The 8,220-nt window shown below is 70.5% G+C and carries 9 protein-coding genes; all 9 read right to left on the bottom strand.

Going from position 1 to position 8,220, the window contains the following annotated elements:
• On the bottom strand, positions 1–632 hold a 632-nt coding region (locus D7W82_RS21075), incomplete at its 3' end, for a hypothetical protein (RefSeq protein ID WP_199727799.1).
• The gene (locus tag D7W82_RS40570; RefSeq protein ID WP_158617701.1) at positions 629–793 is read right to left on the bottom strand and encodes a hypothetical protein; all 165 of its coding nucleotides are present in this window, start codon (positions 791–793) and stop codon (positions 629–631) included. The genes D7W82_RS21075 and D7W82_RS40570, both read right to left, overlap by 4 nt.
• A 12-nt stretch (positions 794–805) precedes the next feature.
• Positions 806–3,841 (bottom strand): PQQ-binding-like beta-propeller repeat protein, encoded by a 3,036-nt coding sequence (locus D7W82_RS21070; protein WP_120620059.1) that lies wholly within the window; start codon positions 3,839–3,841, stop codon positions 806–808.
• Positions 3,842–3,854: 13 nt separating this feature from the next.
• Positions 3,855–4,433, bottom strand: a complete 579-nt coding sequence (locus D7W82_RS21065) for a hypothetical protein (RefSeq protein ID WP_120620058.1) — start codon at positions 4,431–4,433, stop codon at positions 3,855–3,857.
• A complete protein-coding gene (locus tag D7W82_RS21060) occupies positions 4,430–4,744 on the bottom strand; it encodes a PqqD family protein (protein WP_120620057.1) in 315 nt (104 codons plus the stop codon). Before D7W82_RS21060 ends, D7W82_RS21065 begins: the two co-directional genes overlap by 4 nt.
• On the bottom strand, positions 4,741–5,151 hold the full coding sequence (locus tag D7W82_RS21055) for a S24/S26 family peptidase (protein WP_233587841.1): 411 nt from the start codon (positions 5,149–5,151) through the stop codon (positions 4,741–4,743). Before D7W82_RS21055 ends, D7W82_RS21060 begins: the two co-directional genes overlap by 4 nt.
• Before the next feature lie 171 nt (positions 5,152–5,322).
• The gene (hisS, locus tag D7W82_RS21050) at positions 5,323–6,585 is read right to left on the bottom strand and encodes a histidine--tRNA ligase (RefSeq protein WP_216618197.1); all 1,263 of its coding nucleotides are present in this window, start codon (positions 6,583–6,585) and stop codon (positions 5,323–5,325) included.
• A 26-nt stretch (positions 6,586–6,611) separates the two neighbouring features.
• On the bottom strand, positions 6,612–7,454 hold the full coding sequence (gene asd, locus D7W82_RS21045; protein WP_120620055.1) for an archaetidylserine decarboxylase: 843 nt from the start codon (positions 7,452–7,454) through the stop codon (positions 6,612–6,614).
• Between the two features lie 31 nt (positions 7,455–7,485).
• Positions 7,486–8,160 carry a hypothetical protein gene (locus D7W82_RS21040; RefSeq protein ID WP_120620066.1) on the bottom strand — a complete coding sequence of 225 codons (675 nt, stop codon included), beginning with the start codon at positions 8,158–8,160 and terminating at the stop codon, positions 7,486–7,488.
• Positions 8,161–8,220 lie beyond the last annotated feature (60 nt).

Here is an 8,220-nt window from a genome sequence, read left to right as displayed (position 1 = left end):
TCCCAACCCAGCGTGCCCACCGCGACGAGCGCCGCCTCGGCGGTCCGGACCGGCACGTTCCAGGGCGTCCCCGCCGCGCGCCACCCACCGCCTTCCACGGGCCACACCGCCACCAGCTCATCCGCGAGCACCGCCCCGCCCGCCTCGCGCCACAGCCCGCCCAGGGTGCTCTTGCCCGCGCCGGAGTGCCCCACGAAGAGCGCGGCCCGGCCCTCGTGCATCAGCCCCACGCCATGGATGAGCAGCCCGCCACGCTTCGCCAGCGCGGACGCGAGCATCACCTTGATCACGTTCTCCACCGGGTACCGCCCGGATCCGATGACGTCCGCGCGGCACCGGTCCGCGGAGAGCACCGCGGAGTACCCGGCGCCCTCCACACTCAGCGTCCCCGAGTCACCGGGAGCAAGACGTGGCAGTTCCTGCACGGTGGGCGGAGCACGGGGACAGCGAGGGTTCCGCATCACCAGCCGGGCCTCGGGAGCCACGGCCTCCGGAGCGAGGAACGCGCCGAACACGCGCCGCAGCGGACCGGCGAGCGCGTCATCCTCCACGTCGAGCGCCACGGTCCACCCGGCCAGGGTGATCCGGAGCGCGCCGTCACGGGGACCCGACAGGGGGTCCCCGCCGTTCACGGCATGCACTCCGATTCGCCGGGGATGGTGCACATGGACAGCTGCGCCAGCGCGACGAAGGGCTGCTCCCACAGGATGGCGGGAGCCACATACACGGCGGGCGCGGCCGGCGGCTTCGGCACGGAGGGACCCGCGGGAGGCTGTGTAGGGCGTTGGCTCACGTGATGGCCCACCTAGAAGGGCACCGGGAAGGCACAGATTCGACCATCTGGGGTGCCGACATGCAACCGGCCTACGGTGTGATCGATGGTCGGCGTGCCGATGGCCTGCGCCGGGCCCACGGTCACCTGCCCGGAGTCCGTCCCCGTCTCCAGCTCCAGCTGGTGCACCTTGCCATCCGAGCTGCCGACGTAGATGCGCGCCACGCCGTTCTGGTTGAGGGTGAAGGAGCCGGCCGGGCCCGCGATGTCCGTGGACCACAGCTGCACCGGCACGTTGGTCGCGTCCATCTCATAGCGCTCCACCGCGCCGTCCGCCGTGCTCACCACGAAGCCCCGGCCCAGCGGCCGGGCGAAGTGGGTGAACGCCCGCGCCGTGGTGGGACGCACGGTGGCCGTCCAGGCCGTCGTGAACGTGGCCGGATTCACGCCGTACACCCGGCCGTCGTTGGCGGTGACCAGGATCTGGTTGCTCGTGGCGTTGCGGACCACGCCGAACTCCAGGTCCCCCAGCGACAGCCGCGCCACCTCCGCGCCCGTGAGGCTGTTGAGCACGCGCAGCGTGGCCGTGCTCGTGCCCGTCCGGGTCGGCACGTAGAGCCGGTTCGTCGTGTAGTCCACCAGCATGCCGCCGCTCACCATGCCCAGGTCCCCGGGCCGGTAGCGCCAGATGAGCGCGCCCGTGGCCGCGTTCAGCGCGACCACCTGGTTCTGCGCGGACGTGTTGCGCGTGGCGAAGATGGCCAGGTCCACGTTCGAGTACGTCGTCCGGTACTCCGGGTTCGCGTAGTCGAGCAGCTGCGTCACCGGGAACGAGCTGATGTTCCCCAGGCCCAGCGTGGTGTTGCGCCACAGGAACTCGCCCGTGGCCGCGTTGAGCACCGCCGGCACGCCGGTCTGATCCCCCACGACGATCCACTGCTGCCCGGGCCGGCCCAAGAGCGGCACCACCGGGAAGCGGGTGGCGATCTTCCCCGCCATCTTCACCGGCCGGAAGCGCTCCGCGCCGTCCTCGGAGGGGTTCGTGGTGTTCGTGCGCGTGGCCACCACGGAGTCGTTGAAGGAGCTGAAGATGCCCACGCCCAGCTCCGTCACGGGCTGAAGCGTCGTGTCCAACCCCACCGAGTAGCACCACAGCGGGTTGCCCGCCACGCGAGCCCGGGGAGTGGCCAGCAGCCCCTGCGAGGTGGGCTGGTTGCCCGGCCCGTACCGCAGCTGATCATCCGCGTTGAACACGCGGTAGGTGTACGTCGTGCCGTTCGTCACCGCCGTGTCCGTCATGGACGACGCGGAGCTGAACTCGTCCACGTAGGCCACCGTCGCGTTGCCCAGCACGTCGCCCACCGCGTAGCGCACGCCGCTGGTCGGCGCGGTGTTGGGTGGGCTCGTCCCTTCCGCGCGCAGCACCAGGGTGCCGCCGTGGTTGAAGGGATTGTCCCAGGTGAGCGTCACGCTGCCGTCGCGGGCCACGCCCGTGAGGCGCCCCACGTCCGGGGACGCGGCGACCGAGAGCAGCGTCATCGTCGCTTCCACGCGGATGCGCGCATCGTTCCAGCCCTGGTTCAGCTCCAGCCGGTGGCGGAACGCCGTGTCCTCGGTGACGGCGGTGAAGCCCGAATAGGTGATGCGGAACGTGGCCTCGCCGCCCACCGGGATGCCGGTCTCCGACTCCCAGATGTAGCTGGCCGCGTCCGTGTAGACGATCCAGTCCCCGAACGCCTGCGGACCCGACGCGGCCACCGCGAAGTAGTTCACCGCGGGCTTGAACAGCTTCACCTCGATGATGGGCTGCGTGCCCCGGTTCTGAACCGTGTACGCCACCGTCACGCCCGTGGCCGCGGTGGACATCGTCTCCTGGCTCAGCCGCACGCGGTGCTCCACGATGCGGCCCTTGCGCGCGGTGACGACATCCCCCGCCACCGCTGAACCGTTGAGCGTCCCGTCCACCTGCGCCTGGAACTGGTAGCTGGCGCCGGGCGAGCCCGACACCTGGTAGCGCCACGTGAACTGCGCGGAAGCGCCCGGGGCCAGCTGCGCCACGCTCTCCGGCGACGGCCCGGCCACCAGCGACGCCGTCGCGCGGCCCAGCAGCACCGGCGCGCGCGGGCGCACCTGGGTGTACGTGTTCGTGGTGGAGGTGTTGAGCACCGTCAGGCGCAGCGCCACCGAATCACCGGCGAACGCGTCCACGATGTCCATGTCCGCCGCCGCCACCAGGTTGCCCACGTCCGCCACGGGCGAGTCCACCAGCGGCGCGTTGGACGCATTGTTGCTCGTGCGAGCCCGGACGCGCGCGGCCACGGCGCCAGCGGCGGTGGGCCGCAGGTTGGCCACGAAGACGCCCGCGGACCGCACCGCGACGGACAGGTTGCCAGCAGGGTTCTTGCTCACGGTCGTGAGCGGCACGCTGCTCGTGGAGGCGGGGTTGTCCAAGGTCACCGTGGCCGGGCCCGTGCCCCGGTTCTCCACCACCACGCGTGCCACCGTCGTGCCGTTGACCGCCAGCACGCGCGGCGACAGCGTCACGTTCGCGGCCAGGATCCCGCGCGTCCAGGGGGTCATGTTGTTGACGTTGTACGCGTAGCTCCTGCCGTCGCACTGGTCGCGGGCGTACGTGCCCCCCACGAGGCGCTCGGTGGTGCTGTCGGTGGCGCGGTTCGACGGGGCCACCACGCTCAGCACGAAGCGCGCGGACTCATTGCGAGCCAGGCCGCGCCCGTCGTCCACGCAGCCCAGCGTGGACTGGAAGGTGATGCGCCGCTCGTTGGCGTCGATGTACTCGACCTTCCAGTTCGGGTTCTCCTCCGCGGGCAGCCCCCCCAGGAGCTGGTAGCCCGTCGGAAGAACGAAGGACACCTCTGACACGCGGGAGTCGCTTGTGTTCGTGGACGTGTTCGTCACTTCCAGGATGAGGTCGGACGCGTCTTCCATCACCACGCGCGCGACGGACTCCCCGGCGGCGGGGACGGGGCTCACGTTCCAGCTATTGGCCTGGGAGAAGCCCACCGCCGGCAGCAGCACGGCGACGAGCGCGAGGATGCGGACGTTCATGGCGTGCCTCACGTCACGGCTCCAGGGTGAAGGACGTGGCGGCCAGCTGCGCTCCGTCCAGGAAGAAGCGCACCTGCCAGGTGCCCGTCATGCGCGCCATGGACACCTGCGTGCCCGCCACCGGCAGCGAATAGCGCAGCGTGCGCGTCTCCTCCGGCTGCGCCTCCACCGTCGCGCTCCGCTTCTCGTACGGACGCCCGCCCGGCGCGATGAACTCCACGTCCACCAGGCCCTTGTTCCGCACACCGCTCACCACGAAGTCCACGTCCACCTGCTGCACCTCGGACAGGGGCGTGGGCTCGGAGCCCACGCCCACCACCTCCGCGCTCCCGGTCGGGGGCGGCAGCGGCGCCGGAGGCGGCTCTTCCGGAGGCGGCTCTTCCGGAGGCGGCTCCTCGCCCGAGGGAGCCGGAGGCGGCGGCAGGGCCACGCTCCCGCCACCGGCCAGCACGTCGGTCGGATCCACGGGGGTGACGGAGCCGCTGCCCTGCCCCGGCTTCACGGCCGACGGCGGCGGCAGGGGGGACACCCCTTCCGAGCACGCCGACAGCACCATCGCACCCGCCAGCACGGTCACGAGCGCCCGCATCATGTCTCCTCCAGAGGCGCGGCACCGGCCGGCGCGCGCACTTCGTCCAACAGGCCTCGCCGCTGAAGCTCCTCCAGGAAGCGCAGCGTGTCGGTCAGCACCGGACCGACGTCGGTCGAAAATTCGGAAGCCACCTGCTCCGCCACCGCCCGGGCCGTGCGCTGTCCATCGCACAGCGCCCAGATGCGCGCCGCCGTCGGGTTGAGCCCGCGCAGCGTGCGCCCCTCCGCGTCCAGCACCAGGAAGTCCGCGCCAAAGCCCTCCCCCGAGGTCCCCGCACGCCGCCGGGGAACGCTGCCTTCCTGAATGCTCATGCGCGGCCCGTCCTTCCCAGCCATTCGGCCACCTGGCGCTTCAGCGTCGCGCGCCAGCGGCCCAGCCGCCGGGGTCCCACATCCCAACGGTCCATCTCCAGCAACGCGCCGCCCCGGCGCACACGCCGCGCACGTCCCAGGATACGGACGAGCGGCAGCGGCGGATCTTCCATGCCGCCATTGTCCCCGCGAAGCGCACAGAAGCTGCCGTCGCACCACCGCACCCGGTGCAACACCAGCGAGGACTCGAAGCGCGCCAGCACCACCTCACCCGGGCGCGGCGCCTCCACCAGCGGCTCCACCTCCGCCACGTCACCCGCACGCAACGACGGCCACATGCTGTCCCCGGCGACGGGGATCCAACGAAGGCCATCGATCATGGAGACGGGCTGGGAAGCGCTCGACATGGAGGATGGAATGTACTCCAAGCTCTCAATGTCCGCGAATCTCCAAGGCCTCATTCCCCCAGCGATTCCCAGGACTTACGATGCTTAACACCTTTACTCCTGGGTTTTCTGGGAAGACAGGCCGCCCCCTCCCCTCCGGCCGGGCGCGTCATGCCGGAGGGGGGAGTTGGATCAGGCCGCGGGGGCCGGGGCCGGCGCTTCCGGCTGCGCGCGCACGGTGGCGGCGACGCTGTCGAGCGCGACAGGGACGGGCTCACCGCCCGCCATGGGCTTGAGCTTCGCCTGGCCGCTGGTGCGCTCCTGCTCGCCCAGCACCAGCGTGAAGCGGGCACCGGACTTGTCCGCGCGCTTCATCTGGCTCTTGAGGCTGCCGCCGCGCGTGTCGAAGTCCACCTTGAGGCCCTCGCGGCGCAGGCGGCTGGCCAGATTCAGGCCCTCGTCCTGCGAGCCCTCGTCCGCCACGGCGATGAACAGGTCCGGCCGCTGGGCGAACGTCTTGCCACTCTCCTTCAGCAGGAGCACCAGCCGGTCCAAGCCCATGGCGAAGCCCACTGCGGGCACGTCCGGCCCACCCAGGCCTTTCATCATCTTGTCGTAGCGACCGCCGCCGCCCACTGTACTTGCGGTACGTAGCGCGGGGTGGGCTGCGATGAATTCGAAGACCGTGCGCGTGTAGTAGTCCAGGCCGCGCACCAGCCGGTGGTTCACCACGTAGCGGACGCCCAGCAGTTCCAGCTTGCGCTGCAGGTCGTTGAAGTGAGCGCGGCACGGCTCGCACAGGAACTCGAGCACATTGGGCCCCGCCGCAGCTACCGACTGGCACTTCTCGTTCTTGCAGTCCAGGACGCGCAGCGGGTTGCGCTCCAGCCGCTGCTGGCAGTCCGCGCACAACTCCTCGCGGTGGGCCTTGAGGTACTCCACCAGCTTCGCGTGGTACACAGGCCGGCAGTTCTCGTCGCCCAGCGAGTTGATATTCAGGGTGACTTCCTGAAGGCCCAGGGCCTCTAGGAACTGCACCACCATGTCCATCAACTCCGCGTCCTGCGCGGGCTCCTTGGCTCCGTACGCCTCAGCGCCAATCTGGTAGAACTGGCGGTAGCGCCCCGTTTGCATCCGCTCGTAGCGGAACATGGGCCCCATGTAGAACCAGCGCGACACCGGCTCCTGGTTGTTCACCGAGTGCTCGATGTACGCGCGCGCCGCGGGCGCGGTGCCCTCCGGACGCAGGGACAGGCTGCGGCCGCCCTTGTCCTCGAAGGTGTACATCTCCTTGCCGACGATGTCCGTCTCCTCGCCCACGCTGCGCACGAAGAGGGCCGTGTCCTCCACCATGGGCGTGCGCACCTCGCCGTAGCCGAAGCGGCCGAACAGCGTGCGCGCGGTGGACTCCACGAACTGCCAGATTTCAATCTCGCCCGGCAGAAGGTCGTTCATCCCCTTCACGCCGTTGATCTTCTGGCTCACGTGATGACTCCGATACGCGTGCCCATGCGCACCACCGCTTCCGGCTGCATGCTGTCATCCCAGCGCACGCGGCCGGGCTCGAAGCAGAGGATGACGGTGGAGCCCATCTCGAAGCGGCCCAGCTCGCCGCCCTTCTCCACCGGGATGCCCGCGCTGTAGCGGTGCACCTTGCCGGGCTGGCCCACGTGCGTGGTGATGTCCTCGTAGGACGCCTTGATGCGCGACACGCAGGTGGCGCCCACCTTCACCACCGCCACCTTGCCGGCCACGGTGTCCAGGTACGTCACCAGCCGCTCGTTCACGCAGAACAGCGACTGCTTGTTCTTCACCGACGCGGGGTTCACCGGCCAGAACTCACCCGGGATGTACGCGTACCCGGTGATGGTGCCGCCCAGCGGCGAGTGGATGCGGTGGTAGTCGCGCGGGGACAGGTACACCGTCGTCCAGGCGCCGCCGTGGAAGGGCTTCGCCGCCTGCGAGTCACCCAGCAGCTCGTCCACCGTGTACTCGATGCCCTTGGCCTGCAGGCAGCGGCCGTTGTCCGAGTAGCCCACCTGGGACACCCGGCCGTCCACCGGCGACACGACGACCTTCTCACCCGCGTCCACCGGGCGCAGGCCCGGCTTCAGGCCGCGGGTGAAGAACTGGGCGAAGGTCGGGTACTTCTCGAAGGAGTGCTCCGCCTCCTCCATGTCCACGTTGTACGCCTTGGCGAAGGTGCGCATGGCCCAGTGGTGCACCGGCGCGGGCGCGGGCAGGCGCGTGGCCAGCCCCACCGCGGAGGACACCGCCGACTTGGGGAGCACGCGCATCAACTTCATGAAGGTCTGTTCGTTCATCGAAGGTCGTCAGCTCTTGAAAGAGAGAGGTTCAACGCCCGCCACTGTCCGCGGGCACCGTGCCGCCGTCCTCATAACGGCGCACGGTCCGCATGGCGCTCTTGGGTAACAGCGCCAACACACGGCCGTCTTCAATCACCAGCACCGAGTCCCGGTGGGTGGGGTACCCCAGCTGGCAGGACGCCCGGTCGCTCAGCTGCCAGGTGTCCCGCATCCCCCGCTCCTCCACCGTGACGGGCGTGCCGCGGGTGAAGCAGCCCTCGAAGCCCGCCACCAGCTGGGAGGCCGGGGTGCCCATCTGGGGCCCGGCAATCACCCCGGCGTCCTGCGGCCCGGCGTCCGCGGGCTCCGCCGCCACGGGCTCGGCCGGGCTCGGGAAGTTCGTTGAAGAAGGGTCCAGGGTGGGCAGCTTGCCGGCGCTGGCCACCGCGCGGCGCTGGTCCTCGAGGGCCGCCTGCATGCGCGTGCGGCCCGCCTGGATGCGCTGGAGCAGGTCCTGGGACGCGACGGAGTCCACGCTGTCCGCGGGCACGCGCTGCAGCTGCGCTTCAATCTCCCCGATGGAGGGGTCCAGGTACGCGTCGTCCAGCTTCTGGGCGTAGAGCGCCGACCACCGGCGGCTGGCCTGCTCGAACTCGGGCGAGGGCGGCGCGGGTGAACGGCTGCACCCGGCGACGAACAGGAAGGCTGCGAGGCCAAGGCCCATGATGGGCCGCTTCGGACGGAGGACCTGGGGGCGCACAGCCCCGGTTTATGCCACCTTCCG

This window comes from Corallococcus sp. CA049B (genome assembly GCF_003611685.1).
GTDB classification, from domain to species: domain Bacteria; phylum Myxococcota; class Myxococcia; order Myxococcales; family Myxococcaceae; genus Corallococcus; species Corallococcus coralloides.
Note: the sequence above shows the minus strand (reverse complement) of the source record. Positions and strands in the feature narration are given on the sequence as shown.